Origin of the sequence: Arthrobacter sp. NPDC080082, from assembly GCF_040686595.1 — a bacterium.
Classification (GTDB): Bacteria; Actinomycetota; Actinomycetes; order Actinomycetales; family Micrococcaceae; genus Arthrobacter.
Genome location: NZ_JBFBKQ010000004.1, coordinates 405,441 through 428,587, shown reverse-complemented (window position 1 = coordinate 428,587; position 23,147 = coordinate 405,441). Strand labels below are relative to the sequence as shown.

General features: G+C 70.1%; 23 protein-coding genes. 7 read left to right on the top strand and 16 right to left on the bottom strand.

Annotated elements, in window-relative coordinates; genetic code table 11:
- Nucleotides 1-2: 2 nt before the first annotated feature.
- The 4 genes from AB0O44_RS11000 to argC form a co-directional block, all read right to left on the bottom strand.
- Nucleotides 3-1,229 (bottom strand): acetylornithine transaminase, encoded by a 1,227-nt coding sequence (locus tag AB0O44_RS11000; RefSeq protein ID WP_364137331.1) that lies wholly within the window; start codon nt 1,227-1,229, stop codon nt 3-5.
- A 170-nt stretch (nt 1,230-1,399) separates the two neighbouring features.
- The gene (gene argB / locus AB0O44_RS10995) at nt 1,400-2,332 is read right to left on the bottom strand and encodes an acetylglutamate kinase (RefSeq protein WP_364137275.1); all 933 of its coding nucleotides are present in this window, start codon (nt 2,330-2,332) and stop codon (nt 1,400-1,402) included.
- Nucleotides 2,333-2,386: 54 nt separating this feature from the next.
- Entirely contained in the window at nt 2,387-3,553 is a 1,167-nt protein-coding gene (gene argJ, locus AB0O44_RS10990; protein ID WP_364137274.1) for a bifunctional glutamate N-acetyltransferase/amino-acid acetyltransferase ArgJ, read from the bottom strand.
- Nucleotides 3,550-4,581 carry an N-acetyl-gamma-glutamyl-phosphate reductase gene (gene argC, locus AB0O44_RS10985; RefSeq protein ID WP_364137272.1) on the bottom strand — a complete coding sequence of 344 codons (1,032 nt, stop codon included), beginning with the start codon at nt 4,579-4,581 and terminating at the stop codon, nt 3,550-3,552. Before argC ends, argJ begins: the two co-directional genes overlap by 4 nt.
- A gap of 191 nt (nt 4,582-4,772) precedes the next feature.
- Between argC and AB0O44_RS10980 the strand changes: the two genes are divergently transcribed.
- Complete coding sequence (locus AB0O44_RS10980) at nt 4,773-5,738, top strand: quinone oxidoreductase (RefSeq protein WP_364137270.1); 966 nt, start codon at nt 4,773-4,775, stop codon at nt 5,736-5,738.
- Between the two features lie 126 nt (nt 5,739-5,864).
- Here AB0O44_RS10980 and pheT read toward each other — a convergent pair whose 3' ends face one another.
- Together pheT and pheS are read right to left on the bottom strand one after the other, a co-directional pair.
- Nucleotides 5,865-8,408 carry a phenylalanine--tRNA ligase subunit beta gene (gene pheT / locus AB0O44_RS10975; RefSeq protein ID WP_364137268.1) on the bottom strand — a complete coding sequence of 848 codons (2,544 nt, stop codon included), beginning with the start codon at nt 8,406-8,408 and terminating at the stop codon, nt 5,865-5,867.
- A gap of 2 nt (nt 8,409-8,410) precedes the next feature.
- Nucleotides 8,411-9,472 carry a phenylalanine--tRNA ligase subunit alpha gene (gene pheS, locus AB0O44_RS10970; RefSeq protein WP_364137266.1) on the bottom strand — a complete coding sequence of 354 codons (1,062 nt, stop codon included), beginning with the start codon at nt 9,470-9,472 and terminating at the stop codon, nt 8,411-8,413.
- Between the two features lie 86 nt (nt 9,473-9,558).
- On the opposite strand from pheS, the gene AB0O44_RS10965 reads away from it, so the two are divergent.
- A complete protein-coding gene (locus AB0O44_RS10965; RefSeq protein ID WP_364137264.1) occupies nt 9,559-10,134 on the top strand; it encodes a hypothetical protein in 576 nt (191 codons plus the stop codon).
- Between the two features lie 7 nt (nt 10,135-10,141).
- Nucleotides 10,142-10,780, top strand: coding sequence for an SIMPL domain-containing protein (locus AB0O44_RS10960; protein WP_364137262.1), 639 nt, complete (start codon nt 10,142-10,144; stop codon nt 10,778-10,780).
- A gap of 37 nt (nt 10,781-10,817) precedes the next feature.
- On the opposite strand, the gene pcp is transcribed toward AB0O44_RS10960, so the two are convergent.
- Entirely contained in the window at nt 10,818-11,459 is a 642-nt protein-coding gene (pcp, locus tag AB0O44_RS10955; protein WP_364137260.1) for a pyroglutamyl-peptidase I, read from the bottom strand.
- Between the two features lie 167 nt (nt 11,460-11,626).
- Between pcp and AB0O44_RS10950 the strand changes: the two genes are divergently transcribed.
- Nucleotides 11,627-12,829, top strand: a complete 1,203-nt coding sequence (locus tag AB0O44_RS10950; RefSeq protein ID WP_364137258.1) for an Rv2578c family radical SAM protein — start codon at nt 11,627-11,629, stop codon at nt 12,827-12,829.
- Nucleotides 12,830-12,936: 107 nt separating this feature from the next.
- On the opposite strand, the gene AB0O44_RS10945 is transcribed toward AB0O44_RS10950, so the two are convergent.
- On the bottom strand, nt 12,937-13,380 hold the full coding sequence (locus AB0O44_RS10945) for a (deoxy)nucleoside triphosphate pyrophosphohydrolase (protein ID WP_364137256.1): 444 nt from the start codon (nt 13,378-13,380) through the stop codon (nt 12,937-12,939).
- A 174-nt stretch (nt 13,381-13,554) separates the two neighbouring features.
- Here AB0O44_RS10945 and AB0O44_RS10940 point away from each other — a divergent pair, with 174 nt between their 5' ends.
- The gene (locus tag AB0O44_RS10940) at nt 13,555-14,763 is read left to right on the top strand and encodes an MFS transporter (RefSeq protein ID WP_364137254.1); all 1,209 of its coding nucleotides are present in this window, start codon (nt 13,555-13,557) and stop codon (nt 14,761-14,763) included.
- A gap of 68 nt (nt 14,764-14,831) precedes the next feature.
- On the opposite strand, the gene AB0O44_RS10935 is transcribed toward AB0O44_RS10940, so the two are convergent.
- Nucleotides 14,832-15,752 (bottom strand): cation diffusion facilitator family transporter, encoded by a 921-nt coding sequence (locus tag AB0O44_RS10935; RefSeq protein ID WP_364137252.1) that lies wholly within the window; start codon nt 15,750-15,752, stop codon nt 14,832-14,834.
- A gap of 227 nt (nt 15,753-15,979) precedes the next feature.
- On the opposite strand from AB0O44_RS10935, the gene AB0O44_RS10930 reads away from it, so the two are divergent.
- Entirely contained in the window at nt 15,980-16,246 is a 267-nt protein-coding gene (locus AB0O44_RS10930) for a GlsB/YeaQ/YmgE family stress response membrane protein (protein WP_056740672.1), read from the top strand.
- Nucleotides 16,247-16,363: 117 nt separating this feature from the next.
- Here AB0O44_RS10930 and AB0O44_RS10925 read toward each other — a convergent pair whose 3' ends face one another.
- The 4 genes from AB0O44_RS10925 to infC all read right to left on the bottom strand — a co-directional run bounded on the left by AB0O44_RS10925 (nt 16,364) and on the right by infC (nt 19,345).
- A complete protein-coding gene (locus AB0O44_RS10925; protein WP_364137250.1) occupies nt 16,364-17,263 on the bottom strand; it encodes an RNA methyltransferase in 900 nt (299 codons plus the stop codon).
- Nucleotides 17,264-17,333: 70 nt separating this feature from the next.
- A complete protein-coding gene (gene rplT, locus AB0O44_RS10920) occupies nt 17,334-17,792 on the bottom strand; it encodes a 50S ribosomal protein L20 (protein WP_290258288.1) in 459 nt (152 codons plus the stop codon).
- Between the two features lie 118 nt (nt 17,793-17,910).
- A complete protein-coding gene (gene rpmI / locus AB0O44_RS10915) occupies nt 17,911-18,105 on the bottom strand; it encodes a 50S ribosomal protein L35 (RefSeq protein ID WP_009358635.1) in 195 nt (64 codons plus the stop codon).
- 115 nt (nt 18,106-18,220) lie between these two features.
- On the bottom strand, nt 18,221-19,345 hold the full coding sequence (infC, locus tag AB0O44_RS10910) for a translation initiation factor IF-3 (protein ID WP_364137248.1): 1,125 nt from the start codon (nt 19,343-19,345) through the stop codon (nt 18,221-18,223).
- 249 nt (nt 19,346-19,594) lie between these two features.
- Here infC and AB0O44_RS10905 point away from each other — a divergent pair, with 249 nt between their 5' ends.
- Entirely contained in the window at nt 19,595-19,981 is a 387-nt protein-coding gene (locus AB0O44_RS10905) for a DUF1844 domain-containing protein (RefSeq protein ID WP_290258291.1), read from the top strand.
- Between the two features lie 90 nt (nt 19,982-20,071).
- Here AB0O44_RS10905 and AB0O44_RS10900 read toward each other — a convergent pair whose 3' ends face one another.
- From AB0O44_RS10900 to priA, 3 genes are all read right to left on the bottom strand, one after another.
- Nucleotides 20,072-21,394 carry an MFS transporter gene (locus AB0O44_RS10900; protein ID WP_364137246.1) on the bottom strand — a complete coding sequence of 441 codons (1,323 nt, stop codon included), beginning with the start codon at nt 21,392-21,394 and terminating at the stop codon, nt 20,072-20,074.
- A gap of 78 nt (nt 21,395-21,472) precedes the next feature.
- On the bottom strand, nt 21,473-22,378 hold the full coding sequence (locus tag AB0O44_RS10895; RefSeq protein ID WP_364137244.1) for an SseB family protein: 906 nt from the start codon (nt 22,376-22,378) through the stop codon (nt 21,473-21,475).
- A 12-nt stretch (nt 22,379-22,390) separates the two neighbouring features.
- A complete protein-coding gene (gene priA, locus AB0O44_RS10890) occupies nt 22,391-23,137 on the bottom strand; it encodes a bifunctional 1-(5-phosphoribosyl)-5-((5-phosphoribosylamino)methylideneamino)imidazole-4-carboxamide isomerase/phosphoribosylanthranilate isomerase PriA (protein WP_364137242.1) in 747 nt (248 codons plus the stop codon).
- Between the last annotated feature and the right edge of the window lie 10 nt (nt 23,138-23,147).

The following is a 23,147-nucleotide window of genomic DNA, read 5'->3' as shown; positions in this document are numbered from 1 at the left end:
AGTCACTGGGCGTCCTTTGCGGTCTGGAGGAGGGCCGGCAGTGCGGCCAGGAAGCTGTCCGCCTGCGCCTCGGTGAGGATCAGTGGCGGGGCCAGGCGGATGGTGTGCGGGCCGGGGCTGTTGATGATGAACCCGGCGTCCAGGGCGGCGGCGACGACGGCGGGAGCGACATCGGCGTCTAGGTCGAAGCCGATGAGCAGCCCTTCGCCGCGGACCTCGATGACGCCGTCGATCCCGGCGAGGCCGGCGCGCAGGTGCTCCCCCACCTCCCGGACGTGGGCGAGCACCTGCTGGTTCTCCAGCACGTGCAGCGTGGCCAGGGCGGCCGCCGTGGCCACGGGGTTTCCGCCAAAGGTGGTGCCGTGTTGGCCGGCGGTGAGCAGCGCCGAGACCTCCGGGCCGTAGGTGATGAGGGCCCCGATCGGGAAGCCGCCGCCGAGTCCCTTAGCGAGGGTCACGGCGTCGGGCACAATCCCGGCGTCCTCGCTGGCGAGCCACTTGCCGGTCCGGCCGATGCCGGTCTGGACCTCATCGAGGATCAGCAGAGCGCCGGTGGCGGTGGTGGCCTCGCGGGCGGCCTTGAGGTAGCCGGCCGGCAGGGGCCGGACGCCGGCCTCACCCTGGATGGGTTCGAGGATGACGGCAGCCGTGGTCTCGTCGATCTCGGCCAGCAGGGCGTCGATGTCGCCGAACGGGACGTGGACGACGCCGCCGGGCAGGGGCGCGAAGGGTGCCCGGTAGGCCTCCTTGTAGGTGAGAGCCAGCGCGCCCATGGTCCGGCCGTGGAAGGCGCCCTCCAGCGCGATGATCTTGGTGCGCGGGGCCTCTCCATTGTCCGGGCCGGCGCCCGTGTTGCGGCGGGCGAGCTTGAACGCGGCCTCGACTGCCTCGGTGCCGGAGTTCGCGAAGAAGACCTTGGACCCGGCGGGGGCCTTGGCGGTCTCCAGCAGCTTCTCGGCCAGGGCCACCTGGGTGGGGCTGGTGAAGAAGTTGGAGACGTGGCCCAGGGTGGAGAGCTGGCTGGAAATCACCGAGGTGACGAAGGGGTGGGCGTGGCCGAGGGCGTTGACGGCGATGCCGCCGAGCAGGTCCAGGTATTCCTTGCCGTCGGCGTCCCAGACCAGGCAGCCCGCGCCGCGCACCAGCACCCGCTGCGGCGCCCCGAAGACCCCCAGCAGCGAGGAAGAGTAGCGGGAAAGCCACTGCGCACCACTACCCTCTCCGGTCATGACGGCCGCTGAGGGCGCCGGAGCCGAGCCGGCGATGGGGCCCCGGGTGTGGTCGGGCACCGCGATGGGGCCACGGTTTCCGGGGTCCTCGCCCGAGCTTGCGAGGTCGGGGTAAAACTGGGGACGGGCGGGGGCCCCATCGCCGGTCGGCGCCGCGTTCAGGGGTTCGTTCATGAGTTCACTTCCTCATCGGGGACGACCTGGGTGCCGATGCCGGCGGTCGTAAAGGTTTCCAGGAGCATCGAGTGGGCCAGCCGACCGTCGACGATGTGGGCGCGCTCGACGCCGTCGTCGACCGCCTTTAGGCAGGCCGCCATCTTCGGGATCATGCCGGACTCCAGGCGCGGCAGCATCCCGCGCAGCTCGGAGGCGGTCAGCGAGGAGATCAGCGAGGACTTGTCCGGCCAGTTGGCGTAGAGACCCTCCACGTCGGTGAGGATGACCAGCTTGGAGGCACCCAGGGCGGAGGCGACGGCCGCGGCAGCGGTGTCCGCGTTGACGTTAAGGACCTGCCCGGTGGTGGAACCGTCCTCCTCGATTTCGGGGGCAACGGTGGAGATCACGGGAATCCGGCCCGCGGCGATGATGTCCAGGATGCCCTCGGGGTTCACGCCGACGACCTCGCCCACCAGGCCCAGGTCCACGTCCTCGCCGTCGACCACGGTGCCGGTCCGGACGGCCTGCAGCAGGCCGCCGTCCTCGCCGGACATGCCGACGGCGTAGGGGCCGTGGGAGTTGATCAGGCCCACGAGTTCGCGGCCCACCTGGCCGGTGAGGACCATCCGGACCACGTCCATGGCCTCGGGCGTGGTGACGCGCAGGCCGCCCTTGAACTCGGATTCGATGCCGAGCCGGCCGAGCATGGCGTTGATCTGGGGGCCGCCGCCGTGCACCACCACGGGGTGGATGCCGACGTGGTGCAGGAAGACCACGTCCTCGGCGAAGGCGCGGCGCAGCTCGTCGTTGACCATGGCGTTGCCGCCGTATTTGATCACCATGGTGGTGCCGGCGAAGCGCTGGATCCAGGGCAGCGCCTCGATCAGCGTGCCGGCCTTGTCCTGCGCGTCCGCCATGGAGGTGGTCTCGCGGGCTTCGGTGTTCATGGGCGGTGGTCCCTTCCGGGTGGTGGGGTGTCCGTCAGTATGTCCGGCGGCCGGTCAGCTGGAGTAGGCGCTGTTCTCGTGGACGTAGTCGTGGGTCAGGTCGTTGGTCCAGATGGTGGCCTCGGCCTCGCCGGCCCGCAGGTCGATCTCGACCAGGACCTCGCGCGGTTCCAGGTCCACCAAGGATCGGTCCTCCCCGATGCTGCCGTTGCGGCAGATCTGCACACCGTTCATCGCGACGTTGAGCTGGTCCGGTTCGAAGGCGGCGTCCGTGGTGCCGACGGCCGAGAGCACGCGGCCCCAGTTGGGATCCTTGCCGAAGATCGCGGTCTTGAAGAGGTTGGAGCGGGCGACGGCGCGGCTGACCACCTCGGCGTCGCGTTCGTTCGCGGCGTTGAAGGTGCGGATGGCGATGTCGTGGCTGGAGCCCTCGGCGTCGCCGATGAGCTGGCGGGCGAGGTCCGCGCAGACTTGGGTCAGGCCGGCGCCGAACGCCGCGGCGGAGGGGACGGCGCCGGAGGCGCCGGAGGCCAGCAGCACCACGGTGTCGTTGGTGGACATGCAACCGTCCGAGTCGGTCCGGTCGAAGGTGACGCTGGTGGCGTCGCGCAGCACGACGTCGAGCAGTTCGGGCTGGACCTCGGCGTCGGTGGTGAGGACCACGAGCATGGTGGCCAGGCCCGGGGCCAGCATGCCGGCGCCCTTGGCCATGCCGCCGATGGTGAACTGCCGGCCCTCGGCGTCGGTGCCGGTGAAGAGAGCCTGCTTGGAGACCGAGTCGGTGGTCATGATGGCGGCGGCGGCGGCCGGGCCGCCGTCGGCGCTCAATTCGGCGGCGGCGGTGCCGATCGCGGGGACCAGCTTGTCCATCGGCAGCTGTTCGCCGATCAGGCCGGTGGAGCAGACGAAAACGTCCGTCGCCGAGGCGCCGAGGGCCTCGGCGGTCTTTTCGGCGGTGGTGTGGGTGTTCTGGAAGCCCTGCGGGCCGGTGCAGGCGTTGGCGCCACCGGAGTTGAGGATGACGGCGTCCACGCGGCCGTCCTTGATGACCTCGCGGGACCAGTGCACGGGGGCGGCGGCGACGCGGTTGGAGGTGAAGACCGCGGCGGCGGCCTTGGCCGGGCCGTCGTTGACCACCAGGGCCAGGTCCGGGTTGCCGGAGGCCTTGAGGCCCGCCTTGACGCCGGCGGCGCGGAAACCCTTCGGTGCGGTGATGCTCACGGTGCGACTCCCTGCAGGTTGAGGCCGGCGGTTTCCGCCAGGCCGAGGGCGATGTTCATGGACTGGACGGCGCCGCCGGCGGTGCCCTTGGTGAGGTTGTCGATGGCGCAGGTGACGATCACGCGGCCGATCCGCTCGTCGAAGGCCAGCTGCATGGCGGCGTGGTTGGAGCCCTGGACGGACTTGGTGGTGGGCCACTGGCCCTCGGGCAGCAGGTGGACGAAGGGCTCCTCGTCGTAGGCCGCGGCCCAGGCCCGGCGGAGCTCCTCGGCCGTGACGCCCGGCCGCACCTTGGCGGTGGCGGTGGTGAGGATGCCCCGGCTCATCGGCGCGAGGGTGGGAGTGAAGGACACCGTCACGGGCGAGTTCAGCGCGTTGGAGAGGCCCTGCTCGATCTCGGGTGTGTGGCGGTGGCCGCCGCCCACGCCGTAGGGGCTCATCGAGCCCATGACCTCGGAGCCGATCAGGTTCACCTTGGCGGCCTTGCCGGCCCCCGAGGTTCCCGAGGCGGCGACGATGACGACGTCGTCGGCCGCCAGCAGGTGGTTGCTGAAGCCGGGCGTCAACGCCAGCAGCGCCGACGTCGGGTAGCAGCCGGGCACGGCGATGCGGGTCGCGCCGCGCAGGGCCTCCCGCTGGCCCGGCAGCTCGGGCAGGCCGTAGGGCCAGGTGCCGGCGTGCGGGGAGCCGTAGAACTTTTCCCATGCCGCCGCGTCCTGGAGCCGATGGTCGGCGCCGGCGTCGATTACGACCGTGCCCGCGGGCAGCTGCGCTGCGATCGCGGCGGAGGCGCCGTGCGGCAGGGCGAGGAAGACGACGTCGTGCCCGGCGAGGTTCTCCACCGTGGTGTCTTCGAGGATCCGGTCCGCCAAACCATGGAGATGCGGCTGGAGTTCGCCTAGTCTGGAACCGGCGTTGCTGTGCGCCGTGATAGCCCCGATGGTGACGTCCGGGTGGCCGGCAAGCAGCCTGAGCACCTCGCCGCCGGCGTAACCGCTGGCCCCGGAGACGGCAACAGAAATAGTCATAGCCCCCAGCATACAGCAAGACTATGCATCGCTGCTGATATTTATGCATGCTCTCGCGGGCTGACGTCTGGACCCTACCGTGCCCTCTTCCCCGTCATGGATGCTGGGCGGAGCCCGGGCCGGTCCCTAGGATGGTCACAGCACCCCGGGCACGGACCGCCCTGCCCGGAAGGCCCACACGAAGGAGTCACATGACGCACGCTATTGTCGCCCGGCAGGCCGGCGGCCCGGAAGTCCTTGAGCTCTCCCCCATCGACCGGCCCGTCCCCGGCCCCGGCCAGCTGCTGATCAAGGTTGCCGCGGTCGGGGTGAACTTCATCGACACCTACAAGCGCAGCGGCGTCTACAAGGTGGACTACCCCTTCATCCCCGGCTCCGAGGCCTCCGGCACCGTCGAGGAAACCGGCGACGGCGTGACCGGATTCTCCGCGGGCGACCGCGTCGCCACCGCCGAGGGCGTCGCCTGCTACGCCGGGTACGCGCTGGTGGACGCGGACAAGGCGCTGCCGGTGCCCGACGGCGTCGACGACTTCACCGCCGCCGCCCTGCCGCTCCAGGGCATCACCGCTCACTACCTGATCAACTCGACCTTCGAGGTGAAGGCCGGCCAGACGGTGTTGCTGCACGCCGGCGCCGGCGGCGTGGGCCTGCTGCTGATCCAGCTGCTCAAGGCCAAGGGCGCGCGGGTCATCACCACCGTTTCCACCGACGAGAAGGAGGCCCTGGCCCGCGAAGCCGGCGCAGACCATGTGCTGCGGTACGAGGGGTTCGGGGCTAAGGTGCGGGAACTCACCAACGGCGAAGGCGTGCACGTGGTGTACGACGGCGTCGGCAAGGACACCTTCGACGATTCGCTCGCGGCGCTCAGGGTCCGCGGCACCCTGGTGCTCTTCGGCGCCGCCTCCGGCCCGGTACCGGCGGTGGATCCGCAGCGGCTGAACTCCGGCGGCTCGCTCTACCTCACCCGGCCCACCATCGTCCACTACCTGCGGGACGCGAAGGAACGCCGTTGGCGCTCGGACGAGCTCTTCGCCGCCGTCGCCGACGGCAGCCTCAAGGTGCGGATCGGCGCGAAGTACGACCTGGCCGACGCGGCGTCCGCGCACACGGACCTGGAACATCGGCGCACCACCGGCAAGGTCCTGCTGGTCCCATAACGCCCAGCGTCACGTCCGCAACGAGAAAAGCTCCCCGCAACCGGCAGGTTGCGGGGAGCTTATTCGTGGTGCCGGTTTGTACCGACGGATCCTGTTAGCCCTGGCCCCCTTTAGCGCTGCGCCTTGTTACCGCTGGACGGCGCCGAAGCGTTCGTGTGCGGCGGCCACGGCCAGATCACGGGCGGCTGAGGCCTCGTCCGCGGTCAGGGTGCGGTCGTCTGCGCGGAAGCGCAGGTTGAAGGCCAGGGACTTCTTGCCGTCCTCGATGCCCTTACCGGCGTAGACGTCGAACAGGGACACCTCTTCCAGCAGATCGCCGGCGCCCTCGCGGAGCGCCTCCAGCACGTCCCCGGCGGGCACATCGGCCGCCACCACGAGGGCGACGTCCTGGGTGGCCACCGGGTAGCCGGAGATGGGCCGGGCGACGATCACGTCGGCGGCCGCCTCGAACAGGGCGTCCGCGTTCAGTTCCAGCGCCACCGAGCGGGCGGGCATGTCGTGCGCCGCGAGCAGCTTGGGGTGCAGTTCGCCGGCGTAGCCGATCACCTCGCCGGTGCGCAGCGCCAGCTGCGCGGCCCGGCCGGGGTGGAATGCCTGGTGGCTGCCCTGGCTGACGACCAGTTCGACGCCGAGCACGTCGCCGGCCAGCCGGGCGATGTCCAGCGCGTCGGCGTAGTCCCAGGCCCGCGGGGTGTGGGCCGGGGCGGCCGGGCTGTCGTGGCCGGTCAGCACGGCCGCCAGGTGCAGCGGCTGGTCCGGGACGCCGTCGAACAGTCCGTCCAGGACCTCCTCGGCGGGGCGGGCGCCGAGCGGCGGGATCGAGGCGGTGCCGAGGGTCTCCCCCGGCAGGAAGACCAGGCCGGTCTCGAAGAGGGCCAGGTCGCGGAAGCCGCGGGAGTGGTTCCGCTTCGCCACCTCGATCAGGCCGGGCAGGATCGAGGTGCGCAGGAAGCCCTGTTCCTCGCTGATCGGGTTGGCCAGCTTGAGCGCCTTCCGGTCCGCCCCGGCAACCGGGGTCCCGAAGGTGTCGTTGGCGGCCTTGGAGACGAACGGGTAGGCCAGCACCTCGGTGAGGCCGGCGTCGGCGAGGGCCTGGACCAGGCGGCGGCGCTGCTGCTGCACGCGGGTCAGGCCGCGGCCCGGCGGGGCCACCGGCAGCGTGGCGGGGATCTTGTCGTATCCCACCAGCCGCGCGATTTCCTCGGACAGGTCTTCCTTGGTCTCCAGGTCCGTCCGCCAGCTCGGGGCCGTGACGGCGTACCCGGCGTCGGTGGTGCGGACGTCGGCGCCCAGGTCCCGGAGCGAGGTGAGGATCTGCTCCTCGGTGAAGTCGATGCCGATCCGCTCCGAGGCGAAGGTTGCCGGGAGGTCCACGGTGACGGCGTCCGGCGCGGTGCCGACGTCGGTGCCCTCGGCGTCGGCCGTTCCGCCGGCGAGCTCCACCAGCAGGTCGACCACGCGCTGGGCGGCCACCGGGGCGACGTACCAGTCGACGCCGCGCTCGAAGCGCTTGGACGCCTCTGACGGGAGCTTGTGGCGGCGGCGGGACCGGGCGATCGAGACCTCGTCGAAGTGTGCGGACTCGACCAGGATGTTGGTGGTGGCGTCGGAGACCTCGGTCGCCGCGCCGCCCATCACGCCGGCGATGCCGATCGCGCCGGAACCGTCCGTGATCAGCAGGTCCTCGGCGTCGAGCGTGCGCTCCTTGTCGTCGAGGGTGGTGATCTTCTCGCCCTGGGCCGCGCGGCGGACGACGATGCCGCCGGTGAGGGTGTCCAGGTCGTAGCAGTGCGTGGGCTGACCCAGCTCGAGCATCACGTAGTTGGAGATGTCCACCGGCAGCGAGATGGACCGGATGCCGGCGAGCCGCAGCCGGGAGACCATCCACGGCGGGGTCGGCTTCGTGGCGTCGACACCGCGGACGGTGCGGACCACGAACCGGTCGCAGCCGGCATTTCCGTAGATCGGGGCGTCGTCGTTGAGCTTGATGTCGAAGCCGCCGGAAAGTTCCGCCGGGGCGGTGACCTTCGACGCCGGGTCCGTGAACGGCGTTCCGGTGGCGTGGGCGTATTCACGGGCCACGCCGCGGATCGAGAACGCGTAGCCCCGGTCCGGGGTGACGTTGATTTCCGCGGCCTGGTCGTAGAGGCCGAGCAGTTCCATCGCATCGGTGCCGATTTCCGGGTCAAGCCCGATGCGGGAGAGCACCAGGATGCCGTCGTGGTCATCGCCGATGCCGAGTTCCCGCACGGAGGCGATCATGCCGGCGGAGAGGTGGCCGTAGGTTTTGCGCGCGGAGATGCGGAAGTCGCCGGGCAGCACGGCGCCCGGAAGGGTGACCACCACCTTGTCGCCCTCGACGAAGTTGTGCGCGCCGCAGATGATGCCCTGCACGCCGGAGGGGTCGATGCCCTCGCCGGTGAGGGTCTGCTGCTGACCCTCGGGGACCACGCGGACCTGGCACCAGTTGATGGTCTTGCCGTTGGACTGGGGTTCCTTGACCAGGGACAGCACCTGGCCGACGACGATGGGACCCTGCAGGGTGTCGGTGGGCCGGTGCACGGCCTCTTCTTCGAAGCCGACCTTCACGAGGTCGGCCATGACTTCCTCGGCGCTCGCACCGGCAGGAACGGCCGCGAATTCACGCAGCCAGGAAAGGGGGATACGCACTGTTAGATCTCCATCCCGAAGTGCTCGCTGAAACGTACATCGCCTTCGATCATGTCGCGCATGTCGCCGACCTCGTTGCGGAACATGAGGGTCCGCTCGATGCCCATGCCGAAGGCAAAACCTGAATAGACGTCCGGGTCGATGCCGGCCGCGCGGAGCACGTTCGGGTTGACCATGCCGCAGCCGCCCCACTCGATCCAGCGGGGGCCGCCCTTGGCGCCGGGGTGCCAGATGTCCAGCTCGGCGGAGGGCTCGGTGAACGGGAAGTAGTTGGGGCGCAGCCGGATCTGGGCCTCGTCGCCGAACATCTGCCGGGCGAAGTGCTCCAGGGTGCCGCGCAGGTCCGCCATGGACAGCTTCTTGTCGATGGCGAGGCCCTCGAACTGGTGGAACACCGGGGTGTGAGTGGCGTCCAGCTCGTCGGTGCGGAACACCTTGCCGGGGCAGAGGACGTAGATCGGGACCTCGCGCTCGAGCATGGAGCGGACCTGCACCGGGGAGGTGTGGGTGCGCATGAGAAGGTGCGCCTCGGGCGGCTCGACGAAGAAGGTGTCCTGCATTTCGCGGGCCGGGTGGTCCGGCTTGAAGTTCAGCGCGTCGAAGTTGAACCACTCGGATTCAACCTCGGGGCCCTCGGCGATCTCCCAGCCCATGCCGACGAAGATGTCAGCGACGCGGTCCTGGAGGGTGGAGAGCGGGTGGCGGGCACCGGCACGACGACGGCGCGGGGCGGCCGTGACGTCGACGGTCTCCTCGACCAGGATGCGGGCGTCGTTCTCGGCCTCGAGTTCCGCAGTGCGGTCCGCGAGCGCCTTGTTGACCCGTCCGCGGGAGGCTCCCATCAGCTTGCCGGCGGCGGCCTTCTGGTCCTTGGGCAGGCCGCCGATTTCGCGGTTGGCCAGGCTCAGGGCGGACTTCTCGCCCGTGTGCGCGAGGCGGGCGGCCTTGAGCTCTTCGAGGGTGGAGGCCGCGGCGATGGCGGCGACGGCCTGCTCTACGGCGGCGTTGATGGCGGCTTCATCCAGAAGGTTCGGGACGGCGGCGCCCGGCAAGGTGTCAGTCATCTACTGTTCTTCGCTACGAGTCGGGTGGTGTCTGAACCAGTCTAGTTGACGGCGCCGGAGCCCCGGCCGGGGTCTAGCATGGCCCCATGGGGACCGGAGCGAGGCTGCGGCAGCTGGCCAACCTGCTCAACGGCAGCACCCTGCTGGGCCTGCTGCTGGCCGCGGGTGCCCGCTGCCATGTGGCGTCCGGACCGCGCGGCCTGATCCTCGCCGCGGGCTACCGGTGGAAACTGCCCTACGCGGCGGCATTCACGGTGGGCAATGTCGTGCTGTTTCGGGCCGACGCGGACCGGGTCTTCGGCGCCGAATCTCCCCCGCCTTCCTCCCCTTCGTCATCCTCCTCTTCTTCGTCCTCCCCTTCCCCTTGCTTCCCTGACGGGGCGGGCTTCCCCGGGCTGCTGGGCCACGAGGAACGGCACAGCACCCAGTACGCGCTGTGCTGCGGAATCCCGTTCCTTCCCCTGTACTTCGCCGCGGCCGGCTGGTCCCTGTGCCGTGCCGGAAACCCCGGCACGGCCAACCCCTTCGAACGGCACGCGGGCCTGGCCGCCGGCGGCTACCCGGAACACGTCGACGCGCGGCCCCGCGGATGGCGGCGTTCCCCCGACCTCCGCGACGAACCCAACAACCGCGGCCTCTCAGGCCGCGACGGCGGAAAGTGAGACCACCATGACCAACTCCCCCAGGACCCTGTCCGTGACGGGCACCGGCACCGCCGAGTCCGCGCCGGACCTGCTGACCCTCTCGATCGGCGTCGAGTCGCGCCGCCCGGGCGTGGAGGCTGCCTACCGGGACGCCGGTGCCGCCGCGACCGCCATCACGGATGCACTTCGGGGCCACGGCGTGACGGATCGGGACATCACCAGCACCGGCCTGTCCCTGCGCGCCGAGTTCACCTGGCAGGAGGGCCAGGGCCAGCGCGTGACGGGCTACCTGGCGACCGGGACGCTCCGGGTCCGGCTCCGCGACCTGGCCGGTTCCGCGGCAGTCGTCGCCGACGCGGTGCGGGCCGGGGCCGACGACGCCCGGCTCCACGGGATCGACCTCGGCTTCGCGGATCCGGCCGCCCTCGAGTCCGAGGCCCGGGAGATGGCCTGGGAAGACGCGCTGACGCGGGCAGGGCAGTTCGCCGCCCTGGCAGGGGCGCGGCTGGGCAAGGTCCTCTCCGTGACCGAGAATCCGGCGTCCCCGCCCGCACTGCCGCCGGTGCCGCTGCTGCGCACGGCCGCGGCCCAGCCCGTCGCGGTGGAGGCAGGCAGCGCCTCGGTCACCGCCGCCGTCGGCGTCGTCTGGGAGCTCCTCGACTGAGCCGCCGCAGCGCGATATCAGGTGTGGTTCCTCCGCGTCAGTGGATGGCGCCGGCGGCCAGCTTGAGGTCGGTGGTGGTCGCCAGGGACGTCCGGACGACGACGGCGAGCGCCTCCCCCATCTGCTCCAGCGGCAGGGAGGCCGCGCCGGTTCCGGGCTGCACCTGATCCGGGCCGAAGGGAACGTGGACGAATCCGCCGCGGATGCCGGGCTCATCGCGGAGGGCGTGCATCAGGCCGAAGAAGACGTGGTTGCAGACGTAGGTTCCCGCCGTCTGAGAAACCTCGGAGGGTATTCCGAGGCGGCGCAGTTCCTGCAGCGCGGCCTTGACCGGCAAGGTGCCGAAGTAGGCGGCGGGGGCATCGGGTAGGACGGGCTCGTCCACCGGAGCGTTCCCGGCGTTGTCCGGGATCCGTGCGTCGTCACAGTTGATGGCGACGCGCTCCAGGGAGATGCCGGTCCGGCCGCCGGCCTGCCCGGCACACACCACCAGGTCCGGGCGGTGCTCCCGGAGCGCGGCGTCCAGCGCCACCAGCGAATCGCCGAAGACGCACGGCAGTTCCACGGTGGCCACCTCCAGGCCCTCGGCCCGCAGCACGCCGGCCGCATGCTGCACCGCCGTCCAGGAGGGGTTGGTCGTTTCGCCGCCGAAGGGTTCAAAGCCAGTCAGGAGGATCATGGGGCCAGCCTAGCAATCGTCGCGGCGGCCCCGGAGGGACAGTGACCGGTGGTGACGGCCGGCCGGCGCAGCCGGGTCGGTGCTTGCCCGGCACGGGGTGAGACGGGACGGGGTAGGACGGGACGGGCAGCCTTGACTTAAGATCGAACATATATTCGAATAAGGTCATGAGGTGGGACGCACAGGCACTCAATGCACAAGCAGTCGATGCAGAGGCACTCAATGCAGAGACGCCCAGGACCGGGACGCAGGCCCCCGACGGCCAGACGGCTCCGCTGCCCGCACCGGCGCTGCTGCCGCTGGCGGGCCTGGTCCGGTCCGTCACCACCCCGGAGTTTGCCGGGGTCACCTTCCACGAGGTCACCGCCAAATCGGTGCTCAACAAGGTGGCCGCCGGTTCCCGGATGCCCTTCGAATGGACCATCAACCCCTACCGCGGCTGCAGCCACGCCTGCGTCTACTGCTTCGCGCGGAAGACCCACACCTACCTCGACTTCGACGCGGGCCTGGACTTCGACAGCCAGGTGGTGGTCAAGGTCAACGCCGCGGAGGTGCTGCGCCGTGAGCTGGCGAAACCGTCGTGGCAACGGCACCAGGTGGCTTTGGGTACCAACACAGACCCCTACCAGCGCGCCGAGGGCCGCTACCAGTTGATGCCCGGCATCATCCGGGCCCTTGCCGACTCCGGCACGCCCCTCTCCATCCTCACCAAGGGCACCCTGCTGGCCCGCGACATCCCGCTGCTGAAGCACGCGGCCACCCAGGTACCCGTGGGCGTGGGCATTTCCCTGGCCATGACGGACGAGCAGTTGTCCGAGGCGGTGGAACCCGGAACACCCGGTCCCCGGGCCCGGTTGAAGCTGATTTCCCGGCTGCGCGAGGCCGGCCTGCCCTGCGGCGTGATGGCCATGCCGATCCTGCCGTGGTTGTCCGACTCGGATGAGGCCCTCGACTCCCTTTTCGGTTCGCTGGCGGCGGCCGGGGCCACGGGAGTCAGCGCCGGGGCCCTGTACCTCAAGCCCGGGACCCGGGAATGGTTCATGCAGTGGATCGCCAGGGAACACCCCCAACTCGCCGGAAAGTACCGCCGGCTGTACGGCGGCGGGTCCTACGCGTCCAAGGAATACCGCGCCTGGCTGGCCGGCCGGGTCCGTTTCTTCAAGGCCCGCCACGGCTTCATCGGCTCCACGGGTTTCAGTCACGAGGACATCGACCAGGACCCGCGCGACGAGGAGGCCCGGTACCCGGCGGGCAGCCTGCCGGGCTCGGCGCGCATCAGGCATGGACGGGGCACCGCGGGCAGCGGCGGTCACTCCGGTACCGGGGAGTCGGCCGCCGAACCGGTGGCCGCCCAGCCCACGCTGTTCTGAGGTCCGGTTACCCATGTAGGGCGGCGTCCGGGCTGCGGATAGAGGGTAGGTCTTGCGAGTTGGGCTTGGCGAGCTGGGCCTGGCGGGTCGCGGCTAGTTGGTTGAGGCTAGTGCGTTGAGGCCTGCGCGGCGACGGCCGCGAGGAGCGCCTCGACGATCGGCAGGTCCGCGGGGATCCAAAGCAGCGCCAGCACCTGTTCCGGGTCGGCCAGGGGCACCCAAAGGAGTTCGTCGTGGTCCTGCAGCGGCTGCGGGGTCCCGCCGTCGAGTTCGGCAAACCAAACCCGCATCACCGCCGTCGGGTTTAACGGCCAGCCTTCCGGCCCGGGTGCGGGTAATTCAGGTCCCAGTACAACCCGGACACCGAGCTCCTCGGACAGTTCCCGGTGCAGCGCCTGCTCCGACGTCTCCCCCGGGTCCACCTTGCCGCCGGGGAACTCCCACATGCCCGCGAAACGGGGCGGCGCGGTCCGCCTCGCCACCAGCAGGGTCCGGGGCCGGGCCAGGGAATCGACGATCGCACCGCCGACGACGTTGATGAGTTCAGTCACGACCCCAGTCTAGGTGCCGCCGCACCCCCGCCCCGGGAGAGAATGGAACGGCCGCGCAGTCCGGATCCGGAATAGCGGGCCGCCCGCCACGCGTTGGCACACACGGAACTGCGCAAACCCCTGATCCACGGCCACGGCCGGGCACTGACCACTCACTGATCGAAAAGCAGATGGATGACTTTAACTAACGACGCCCCCACCACACCCCGGACCGGTTCCTACAACCTGACCCTCGCCATCATTTCGCTGGCCATGGGCGGCTTCGGCATCGGCACCACGGAATTCACGATGATGGGCCTGCTCAAGGAGGTCGAGCACGGTCTGGGCATCAGCACCCCGGAGGCCGGGCACCTGATCTCCGCCTATGCGCTCGGCGTCGTGGTCGGCGCCCCGCTGCTCGCCGCCGTCGGCGCGAAGCTCCCCCGCAAGTATCTGGCCCTGGGCCTGATGCTGTTCTTCAGCCTCGCGAACCTCAGCTCGGTCATCGCCCCAGATTACGGCACCATGCTGGTGTCCCGCTTCGCGGCCGGCCTGCCGCACGGCGCGTTCTTCGGCGTCGCCGCGGTGATCGCCTCCTCGCTGGTTGCCCCCACCCGCCGCGGCTGGGCCATTTCGATGGTGATGGCCGGCCTGACGGTCTCCAACGTCATCGGCGTCCCGTTCGGCACCTGGCTGGGCCAGAACTTCGGCTGGCGGCTGCTGTTCCTCCTGGTCGGCATCATCGGGATCGCCACCATGGCCATGCTGTGGAAGTTTGTCCCGTACCAGGCACCCCACGCTGACGCGAGCATCCGCCGGGAACTCGCATCCCTCAAGCGGCTGCAGGTCTGGCTGGCGGTGCTGATCGGCGTCGTGGGCTTCGGCGGCTTTTTCGCGACCTACACCTATATCGCCCACACGATGACCGACGTCGCCGGGATCCCGGCCGAATGGCTGCCCCTGGTCGTCGCGCTCTACGGTGTCGGCATGGTGGTGGGCAACATTGTCGGCGGACGCATCGCCGACAAGTCCGTCATGGGCACCATCTACTGGGTACTCCCCGGCGTCGCCGTGGCCCTGGTGGTGTACGCCGTAGCGGTGCACTGGCCGTGGTCCGCGTACCTGATGGTCTTCGTCGTCGGCGGCGCGGGTTCCATGCTGGTCCCGGCGCTGCAGACCCGTTTGCTGGACGCCTCCCCCGACGCGCCGTCGCTTGCCTCCTCGCTGAACCACGCCGCCCTGAACGTGGCCAACGCCCTCGGCGCCTTCCTCGGCGGCCTGGTCATCGCCTGGGGCTGGGGCTACGTGGCCCCCGCCCTGGTCGGCGCGGTGCTGGCGCTGCTGGGCCTTGGCGTCGCCGTCCTCAGTGGGGCCGTGGAACGCCGGAGGCCGCTGGTCCGGTAACCGCGACCGCCGTTCGGTCCAACGGCCTGCCGGCTGCCCGGACCGGTGATTCGGTGGTGCGGCGCGGCCTAGACGGCCGCGCCGCGCCGCAGGTCCGGTTCCAGGTAGATCAACCGGGCGGTGGGGACCGCCTCTCGGATCCGGGCCTCGGCGGCGTCGATCGCGGCGGCAATCTCACGGCCGGAGTCTGCCGCGCCGACGCTGATCTTCGCCGCGACCAGGAGTTCCTCGGGTCCCAGGTGCATGGTCTTGAGGTGGATGATGCCGGTGCCATCTGACTCGATCGCGCCGCGGATCTTCGCGATGTCCGCCTTCGTGGCCGACTCGCCCAGCAGCAGCGACTTGGTTTCGATCGCCAGAACCGCGGCGATCGCCACCAGCAGCAGGCCGATCATGCCGGTGCCCAGGGCGTCCCAGATGCCGTTGCCGGTGATGAGGGTCAGCCCCACGCCCAGGAGGGCAAAGAGCAGGCCGAGCAGCGCGCCGAAGTCTTCCAGCAGGATCACGGGCAACTCGGGCTGCTTGGCGTTGCGGATGAAGCGGATCCAGCTCTGGTTGCCGCGCAGGGGGTTGGACTCGCGGATGGCCGTGCGGAAGGAGAACGACTCCGCGATGATGGCGCCGAGGAGAACGGCCAGCGGAACCCACCAGAACCCGCCCTCGATGCCGTGCGGGTGCTGCAGCTTGCCCCACGCCTCGTACAGCGCGAACAGGCCGCCGACGCTGAAGAGCACGATGGCGACGATGAAGGCGTAGATGTAGCGTTCCCGTCCGTAGCCGAAGGGGTGCTCCGGGCTGGCCTGCTTGGTGGCGCGCTTGCCGCCCAGAAGCAGCAGCAGCTGGTTGCCGGAGTCGGCGACGGAGTGGATCGCCTCCGCCAGCATCGACGAGGACATCGTCAGGAGGAAGGCGACGAATTTCAGGACGGCGATCGTGAGGTTGGCGGTCAGCGCCGCCACAATCGCCTTGGTACCGCCGTTAGCAGCCACGGGCCGTTCTCCTTTAGACAAATGATCGGCGCCGCCGGGCGTTTTCGAGGCCCCCGACTCCAGGGGTCAACCGTACCGGGAGGGACCCGGATTCCGCGTGCCGGCGGGGCCAAAGAGGGCACATAACGATTGAGGGTGGGACTGCTGACAGGCCGTGGGCCGTGTGTTAGCTTGAAGCCATAATCGGGATTCCTAAGGTGAATGCCGACGAATATGTAGGAGGAGACATGGGCTTTCTAGGCTGGATCATTCTCGGACTCATTGTAGGTGCAATCGTTAAGGCAATCATGCCTGGCCGGGTTGGCGGCGGCTGGGTCACCAGCCTCGTTCTCGGTGTGGTTGGTGCCATTGTCGGCGGCTGGATCGGCGACCTGCTCTTCGGCGGCGGCAAGATGGAATTCTGGAACCTCGGCTCCTGGATCCTGGCCATCGTCGGCGGCCTCGTCGTCGCCGGAATCTACGGCGCCATCACCGGTCGGAACCGGACTACGTAATTCTCATCCCCCGCCCGGGCCACTGAGCCCCGCGGGACACATACGACGGCGGGGGCCCACCACACGGTGGGCCCCCGCCGTCGTTTGTTCGCGTCGTGGGAGTTAGAACACGTCTCGTCAGCCTGCGGCGCGCTGGGAGCGCGCACTCGCGTACAGGCAGACGGTGGCGGCGGTCCCGAGGTTGAGGCTCTCCGCCGACCCGTAGACAGGCACCGCTACCCGGTGGCCGGCCAGCGCCAGTTGCTCCTCGGACAGGCCCTGGGCCTCGTTGCCGAACAGCCAGGCGGTGGGGTGGGCCAGGTCGTAGTCCGATCCCGTGTCCGCGCCGCCGAGCCGCCGGGCGGCGCTCTCGTCCTGCAGCCGGTCCAGGTTCAGCTGTCCGTAGCCGTCCGCTGCGAGGACTCCGATGCCGCGTTCGGTGCAGGCTGCGACGGTGTCTGCGATGTCTGCGCCGAGGACCACCGGGAGGTGGAAGATCGAGCCCGCGGTGGACCGCACCGCCTTGGGGTTGTAAATGTCCACGCTGGAGGAGCTGAGAATGACGGCGTCCGCTCCGGCGGCGTCGGCGGCACGAAGCACGGTGCCGGCGTTGCCGGGGTCCCGGACCTCGCACAGGACGGCCAGGAGGCGGGGTTCGGCGTCGAGGACGTCGGCCAGTTCGACGTCGAGGAAGCGGCAGACGGCCAGGATGCCCTGCGGGGTGACCGTGTCCGCCATGGCAGCGAGAACCTCATCTGTGGCGAGGAACGCGCGGGTGCCCTCCGCGAGGGTTTCGAGTTCCGGGTGCCGGTCCAGGCAGTCCTCGCTGGCGTAGACCTCAAGGACGACGCCGTCCCTGCCGTCGGCGAGCCGCTGCTGGTGCAGGGTCAGGGCCTCGCGGACCGCCTGCGGGCCTTCGGCCAGGAACTCCCGGCGCTTTAAACGCGCCGGGCGCCCGGCAAGCTGCGCCACCTTCCTGACCCGATCGGCTCGGGGATTGGACAGTGGTTCAGCGTGCGGGCGCCCGGTTTCGTTCATATAAGAACCTTAGTTGCTCCGAAGAGCGGTTCCTGAACTGAGCCGCGAGGCTCGGAGCGGAGCTCCGGTACTACTTGGCAGCCTTCTCGGCGGCGGTCTTCTTGGCAGCCGGCTTCTTCGCAGCCTTGGGGGCGGCGGCAGCCTCGGCCTGCACGGCCGGCGCGGAGGTGTCGGCGGGCAGCGAGTCCTTGGCGACCTGGACCAGCGCGGCGAAGGCGGTGGCGTCGGAGACGGCCAGCTCGGCCAGCATGCGGCGGTCAACCTCGACCTCAGCGGCCTTCAGGCCCTGGATCAGGCGGTTGTAGGTCAGGCCGTTGGCGCGGGATGCAGCGTTGATGCGCTGGATCCACAGGCGGCGGAAGTCGCCCTTCTTCTTCTTGCGGTCGCCGTAGCTGTACACGAACGAGTGCAGCAGCTGTTCCTTGGCCTTGCGGTACAAGCGCGAACGCTGACCGCGGTAACCCTTTGCGCGTTCAAGAACAACCCGGCGCTTCTTGTGGGCGTTTACCGCCCTCTTCACACGTGCCACGTGCGTACTCCTTCAAAATCTGATCCCAAGCGTCTACTGCCGGGAAGCCCGGCTGGCCTGAGAAGCCTTAGTGGTAGGTGGACCGTTGCCGGCGGCAATCGGTCCGGGTACTTGGAACTTAGATGCCGAGCATCTTCCGGATGACCTTGGCGTCGCCCTTGAAGACGATCTTGTCGCCGGCGAGGCGGCGGGTCAGCCTGGAGGACTTGTGCTCGAGGTAGTGGCGGCGATTGGCCTGCTGGCGGCGCAGCTTGCCGCTACCGGTCAGCTTGAAGCGCTTCTTAGCACCGCTGTGGGTCTTCATCTTCGGCATGGGAACCGATCTCCTTACGTATCCGCAGAACGGGTCTGCAGTCTTTCGGGCAGCCGCCCCTCGGGGCGGCGTGCTGGTTGACTGCCACCGGACCTTGCGGTCCGGCGGCCGTGAATCAGTTGGTCTTCTTGCTGCCAGGCTTCGGCGCGGCCTTGGGGGCCGCGGGCCGTGCCGCCGGCTTGGGAGCCGCGGGCCGTGCTACCGGCTTGGGCGTGGCAACAGGCTTCGGAGCGGGCTTCGCGGCGGATGCCTCGGCGGCCGGCTTCGCGGCCGGAGCCTTGGGTGCCGCAGCCTTCGGAGCCGCGGCCTTGGGAGCTTCCGCCTTCGGGGCTTCCGTCTTCGGAGCCGCAGCCTTGGGAGCTTCCGCCTTCGGGGCCTCCGCCTTCGGAGCCGCAGCCTTCGGGGTCTCAGCCTTGGCGGCTTCGGTCTTCGGAGCGGCTTCCGTGGCAGCCTCAGCCTTGGGGGCCTCGGGGGCCGGCGCCTCGGCAGCGGGTGCCTCTTCGGGTTCCGCAGCCTCGGTCCGGACCTGGTAGCCCTCCGGCAGCAGGTCCGCGAGGGACTGCGTCAGGGGGGCTTCGCCGCCGTTGGTGTTGACCCGCGCCGCCTTGGCCTCATTCTCGGCCTTAGCCTCGGCGCGCTGGGTGGCGCGGCGGGCTTCCGCCTTGGCTTCGGCCTTGTTCTTGAGCGGGCCGACCACCATGACCATGTTGCGGCCGTCGATGCGGGGGCTGGATTCCACCACGCCCACCTCGGCGACGTCCTCGGCGAAACGCTGCAGCAGGCGGATGCCCATCTCGGGGCGCTGCTGCTCACGGCCGCGGAACTGGATCATGGCCTTGACCTTGTCGCCGGCGCCGAGGAACCGCAGCGCGTGTCCACGCTTGGTCTCGTAGTCGTGCTTGTCGATCTTGAGGCGGAAACGGATTTCCTTCAGCACCGTGTTGGTCTGATTCTTCCGGGCCTCGCGTGCCTTGACGGCGGCTTCGTACTTGTACTTGCCGAAGTCCATCAGCTTGCACACCGGAGGCTTGGCCTGCGGTGCAACTTCAACGAGATCCAGATCAGCCTCGGCAGCCAGACGCAGGGCATCCTCAATACGGACGACTCCTACCTGTTCACCTGCAGGGCCGACCAGCCGCACCTCGGGGACGCGGATACGCTCATTGATTCTTGGCTCGCTAATGTTAAAGCTCCTGTGATCGTGGGGGTACTTCTCCGGCAAAAGAAGAAGGCCTCCCATTGCCGGTAGCAATCGAAGGCCTCGAAGATCGGAACTGCCGCCCGGTGGGGCAACATGCGCTTGTCCGGCACGCAGTGCGTGGGTCAAGCGCCCGACCAGGTACCCGGCAACCTTGACTCCCGAGGGAATTCGCGCGGCTGACGCGGGTGGGAGAGATCTCCGCTTGCAAACTGGACGCCGTCTTCACTGGAATCTGTGCGATTCCGGCAAAATAACGACATCCAGTCGGTCTGTGACAAGCTTACCAGCATGAGTACACCAGAACGTAATTCGCACGTCTTCCAGCCGGCGGGCGAGCAGGCGGACGTCTCCCAGCAGATCCGCGACATTTCCGAGGTCCCCGCGATCGAGGTCATCACCACCGCCGCCGTGCACCTGATGAGTGCCGCCGCCGTGAAGCTCGGCCTCGCCGCCGAGGACAATGCCGAAGAACTCAAAGACCTGGACGAGGCCCGCAAGCTCATCACCGCACTGGCGGGCCTGGTCACCGCGGCGGCGCCGGAGATCGGTTCCCAGCACGCCGGACCGTTGCGCGACGGCCTGCGCTCCCTGCAGCTGGCCTTCCGCGAGGAGTCCGTCATTCCGGACGCTCCCGGCAAGGGCCCGGGCGAGAAGTACACCGGCGCGGTCAACTGACCACAAATACACGGCGGTAACGACGACGGCGGGCGGACCAGTGCGGTCCGCCCGCCGTCGTCGTTAAGGCCGGGAGGCACTGGGCCCTCGTCAGGCGGCGGCGAGCCGGCGCCTGCGCCGCCGCTGGAGCACCAGACCCACGAGGCAGAGCAGCACCCCGGCCGCGCCGACCGAGACGAAGCCCGCCCCGGCGCCCTCGCCGTCGATGAAGAGCCCGGCCAGCGGCGCGCCGAGAGCCACTCCGCCGGTCAGGGCCGAGCCGTACCAGCCCATCGCCTCGCCACGTCGTTCCTCGTCAACCAGGTCGGCCACCTTCTCCGAGGCGGCGGAGAGTACCGGGGCGCAGAGCACGCCCGGCAGCAGGGACAGGAACGCGAGGGCCCAGGTGTCGTGGGCGAACGCCATCGGCAGGGTCAGGGCGGACATGCCGAGCAGCAGGAGCACCGGGGAAACGGGCCGGTGCATGGCGCCGTAGACCACGCCGCCGATCACCGAGGCGGCGCACCAGAACAGGAAGACGATGCCGATCTCGGCCTGGTGGCCGCCGGTCTGCAAGGCGGCGACGATGCCGACGTCGGTGCCGCTGAGGACCATGCCGGAGCCGGCGGCGACGGCGAAGACTGCGGCGACCGAGGCAGTGAACCAGGCGAAGTTGTGCCGCACCTTGTGCCGCAGCCCCAGCCGGTCCTGACGGCGGTGCTCGGCGGCGGCGAGGGGAGCCAGTTCCGCCGCTGCCTCCTGCAGGTGCGCGGGGGCGGCCGCGACGACGGCGGCCTCGGCGCCCTGCTGCTGGTCCGCTTCGAAGGCGGCCTCGGGCTCGGCGTCGGTGGCGACGGACCGCGTGGGCGGGTTCATCCACATCAGGAAGAGCCCGGAGAGTGAGGTGGCGACGCCCACGATGCCGAGGCCCAGCACGGAGTAGCCGGCGGTGGCGACGATCGCGCCGGCGGCCGGACCGATCATGAAGACCAGTTCGGTGCTAATGGCGTCCAGGGCGAACGCGGTGCGGCGCTGGTCCCCGGTGGCCAGGATGCCCAGGGACTGCCGGACCACGCTGAAGATCGGCAGGGTCAAGAGGCCGCCGACGAACACCAGGGGCAACAGCAACTGGTAGCTGACGTGCGGGGCGATGGTCCAGATCACCGTCTCCGAGAGGACGGACGGGATCAGTGCCCGGCGCAGGCCCACGGTATCCACCCGGCGGCCGCGCCACGGGGCGCCGACGGCGATGCCGATGGTCATGACGGCGGCGGCGGTCCCGGCCGCGGCGTAGCCCTGGCCCAGGGTGAGGACGATGTGCAGGGTCAGGAGCACGCCCGCGGCCGAGTGCGGGATGCGGGCCACCATCCCGACAATCAGTAGGTTCCTGATGGGCCGCACTGCCAGCAGCTCACGGTAAAGCGCGAAGTTCACGGGACGGCGTTCCTTTGCCTTGCATTTCTCTCGGTGGCGCGGCCCGTGACCGGCACCGCGGGAGAGGCGGGCCGCCGGTCAGGGTGCTGCGCGCTGCAGCTTGATTTCGATCGAGTCAACCCGCTCGGCGAAAGCTTCATTCCGGGCCCAGTCCTCGTTCAGGCCGGCCACCAGGGATTGCACCTCGGCGGCACTGAGCCCGTCTTCAAGGTACAGCACCACGCGCAGTTCCGGCCCGGCACCGCCGCCGGGCAGCTGCGTCCCGTCGGCCTGCGCCGAGGCCACTCCCCCGCCGGGGCGCAGTTCGACCCGGCGCAGCGCCCTTACCCCGGCCGCGGAGGCGGCGACGGCGTCGGCCACCGCTTGGTCCCGGTAGCTTGGGACCCAGCCGTGCTGCTTGGCCAGCGCCCATACGGCCGGGCGGCGCACCACGAACGTGGCGGCCGAGCCGGGGTCCAGGACCAGCAGTTCGGCATGCTCGGCGACGGCGGAGAGCGCGGCGCGGGCGGCGTAGACGGCCACCGGGCGGGCCTCGGGGTGCCAGGCGGTGAGGTTCTCCGCGGAGGTGAAGACCGGCAGGGCGGTGCGGCCGTCCGGCGCCTTGAGGGTCACCAGCGCCATGTCGGCCTGCTTGTCCCCGTGCAGCCCGGTCCCGTGGGCCCCGGCCACGGCGTCGCCCTCCTCCGCGAGGCTGGCGACGATCGGCACGAAGACCCGGGCCGTGGCGAGGGCCGCGACGACACCGGCTTCGTCCCCGGTGCCTGCCGCGAGGGCGGCGACGGCGGCGAGGTAGCCGGCGTCGGCCGTGCCGTCGTCGTCCTCGAAGTTATGGATGGTCGCTCCGTCGCCGGCCAGGCTGCGGCCTGCCCAGGGCTGCCCGGCGGAGTCCGTCGCTCCCCCGGCGCCGGCGAGGGCGGCGGCGATGTGGCCGGGGAGGGCGCGGTGGCCGGGCTGGGGTTCCTGCGGCACTGGTTCCTGCGGCATGAAGGGACCGGCCTAGCGGCGGCCGGCGACGTCGAGGGCCTCGGGCAGGGTGAAGTTGCCGTTGTAGAGCGCCTTGCCAATGATCGCGCCTTCGACCCCGAGCGGGACCAGGGAGCGGAGGACCTTGAGGTCCTCGAGGCTGGAGATGCCGCCGGAGGCGACGACGGGCTTGCCGGTCTTCTCGACCATCTGGCGCAGCAGTTCCACGTTGGGGCCCTGCAGGGTGCCGTCCTTTGTGACGTCGGTGACGACGTAGCGGGCGCAGCCGGCTTCCTCTAGGCGGCCGAGGACCTCCCAGAGGTCGCCGCCCTCCTTGGTCCAGCCGCGGCCGGCGAGGGTGGTGCCGCGCACGTCGAGGCCGACGGCGATCTTGTCGCCGAAGCGTTCGATCACCCGGTCTGTCCACTCCGGGTTCTCCAGCGCGGCGGTGCCGAGGTTGACGCGGCCGACGCCGAGGTCCAGGGCGCGTTCGAGGGATTCGTCGTCGCGCAGGCCACCGGAGAGTTCCACCTTGATGTCCAGCCGGCCGACCACCTCGCGCAACAGCTCCGCGTTCGAACCGCGGCCGAAGGCAGCGTCCAGGTCCACCAGGTGGACCCACTCGGCGCCCTGTTCCTGCCAGTTCAGGGCCGCTTCGAGGGGGGTGCCGTAGCTTGTTTCGCTGCCGGCCTCGCCCTGGACCAGGCGCACGGCCTGGCCATTGACGACGTCGACGGCGGGGAGCAGTTCCAGGGCCGGCAGCGGGTTTTCGGTGGTCATCGTGAAGTCC